Raw genomic sequence first — 2,464 nt, forward strand, 5'->3', positions numbered from 1 at the left:
AAGGATTGATGCTTATTTTAATGCAAAAAAATACTTAAAACCAATACGGAAAGCAAATATTCGAAATGTTTTTATTGATTCACCTGAAGTTTTATTAGCTGTGTATAAAAAAGAATGGGACAGTGTATGTTATCGTTTTGCGGGGGTAAATAATCCTGTTTCACATTCAAGATTTACTTGGGCAAAAAAGTTTGGTGGTTTTTTTGAAAAATCATTGGTTCAAGCTCTGAAAAAAATCAAAATTCTAACCATTCTTGCCTCTGCTGATCAAGATGCTATACAAGAGTTCCACGAAAGAACTAATAATATTCTCAATACTGTTAATTTCCATCAATTTCCAACAAGAGTAAATACAGATTTTTTTATGCCAAGTGATCTATTATTAGAGAGGGGCAAGCTTAAGCTATCTTTGGAGCAGACTATCTTCGTTGCTACAGGAAGAATTAGCTTTATAAAAGGATGGGATTTTCTTTTAGATTCATTCAGAATATTTATGCAAAATTATTCTCCAAATGCATTACTGATATTTGTGGGTGATGGAGAAGATAAATCTAAATTATTGGAGAGAGCAAAAGAAATTGGTATTGAACAAAATATTTTATTAACAGGGTTTCAAAAACAAACAACAGTTTTATCTTATATGAACTCCGCAGATGTTTGTTTGGTTGGTTCTTTAAAAGAAGGATGGTCGTTAGCAATGTGTGAAATGATATCTTGTGGAAAACCTGTAGTTTCTACAGATGTAAGTGGAGCAAAAGACATGGTGAAAGAAGGGAAAAATGGTTATGTAGTAAAAGAAAGAATAGCAGAGGTTTATTCAGAGCATATGTTTCTCGCTACACAATTAAAAAATGCAAAAAAGCATTCATTGGAAATATCAGCAAAGTATGCTGTTAAAAATTTAAGTAATGATTTAGCCAAATATTGGTTTCCAGCAAAAATTGATAATAAAGCATAAAAACTTAGTTTATGAAATACAATCAAGAGAAGAACAAAGTGATTTATGCACCGATTCCACTTCCTCCTCCCTTCCATGGTTCAAATATAATGAATGCCCAAGTGGTAAATAGTGAAATTCTAAATGATCAATTTTTGATAAAAACATTTGGAATCTCATATAATGAAAACTCAAGTAACATAGGGAGTTTCAGTCTGCGAAAAATATTTTTAATAATTAAGAACTTCTTAATTATAACAATCAATGCTTTTAAGAGACATGATCTTGTCTATTACTCTCCTGCTATAAAAGGTTTTGCTTTTTATAGAGATTTATTATTACTGTTACCGTTAAAAGTTTTTGGAAAAAAAATTGTCATTCATTTACATGGCAAAGGAATATCAGAAGCAATTACTAACAAACCAATAAATAAGCTTTTTTATAAACTATTCTTTAAGAATACCTCAGTCATATGTTTGTCGGAACGATTAACATATGATATAAAAGATGTTTTTAAGGGACCTATTTATATTGTTAATAATGGTATTGAGGAAGTGAGCTATCCTGAACGTAAACCTAAAGTGAATACACCAACTATTCTATTCCTATCTAATTTCATTGAATCAAAAGGTATATTTGTTCTACTAGAAGCTGCAAAACAACTAAAAGTAGAAGGTTGCGATTTCAAATTAAATCTAGTTGGTGCACCAAGAGGTGATATTGAAAAGCGAATTGAAGATTACATTTCCTCTCACAATTTAAAAGACAATATTATATCAATTGGCCCTAAATACGATGAAGAAAAGCATACTGCTTTTCACGAGGCAGATATATTTGTTTTACCAACAGAGATAGAAACATGGGGTTTAGTTGTCAATGAGGCAATGCAAGCGTCATTACCAGTAATCACAACAAACGAAGGAGCTTTACCAGATATTATTGAAAATAACGTGAGTGGGTTTATTATTGAAAAGCGTTCTCCTAAACAACTTGCAGAAAAATTAAAACTACTGATTAAGGATGAGGCTTTACGTATTGAAATGGGTAAAGCAGGATTAAAAAAATATCAATTAAACTATACTTCAACTATTATGGAAAACAGAATGGCTGAAGTATTCACAGAAATATTAAAATAAAATGCAACAACTCACACAAAAACTAGGCTCTGGTGATATGGTCATTCAGGAATTACCTTACCCACAGGTAGGTAAAGGAATGGTTATCGTTAAAAATCACTATTCCATCATTAGCGCTGGAACAGAAGGTTCTACCGTAACTGCTGCACGAAAAAGTTTAATTGGAAAAGCCAAAGAACGACCACAACAAGTAAAGCAAGTTATTGATACTTTAAAGAAACAAGGTCCAATACAAACGTATCGCGCGGTGATGAAAAAATTGGATGCTTATTCTCCATTAGGATACAGTTCAGCTGGAGAAGTCATAGAAGTGGGTGAAGGTGTTACAGCATTCAAAGTTGGAGATAAAGTTGCTTGTGCGGGCGCTGGATATGCCAATCATGCGGAGATC

At 32.2% G+C, this 2,464-nt stretch carries 3 protein-coding genes; all 3 read left to right on the forward strand.

Annotated features, from left to right (window positions below):
• Positions 1–958: glycosyltransferase family 4 protein (locus tag VKY47_RS10855; protein ID WP_324312750.1), on the forward strand; the 958-nt coding region annotated here is incomplete at its 5' end.
• Between the two features lie 11 nt (positions 959–969).
• Positions 970–2,073: a glycosyltransferase family 4 protein gene (locus VKY47_RS10860; protein ID WP_324312752.1), complete on the forward strand. Its 1,104-nt coding sequence runs from the start codon at positions 970–972 to the stop codon at positions 2,071–2,073.
• 1 nt (position 2,074) lies between these two features.
• The coding region (locus VKY47_RS10865) for an alcohol dehydrogenase catalytic domain-containing protein (protein WP_414731224.1) at positions 2,075–2,464 on the forward strand (390 nt) is incomplete at its 3' end.

This window comes from Xanthomarina sp. (genome assembly GCF_035306705.1).
GTDB lineage: Bacteria > Bacteroidota > Bacteroidia > Flavobacteriales > Flavobacteriaceae > Xanthomarina.

Excerpts from the sequence above, each read along its gene's own strand:
- VKY47_RS10860 (WP_324312752.1), top strand. The coding sequence starts at position 970 with ATGAAATACAATCAAGAGAAGAACAAAGTGATTTATGCACCGATTCCA.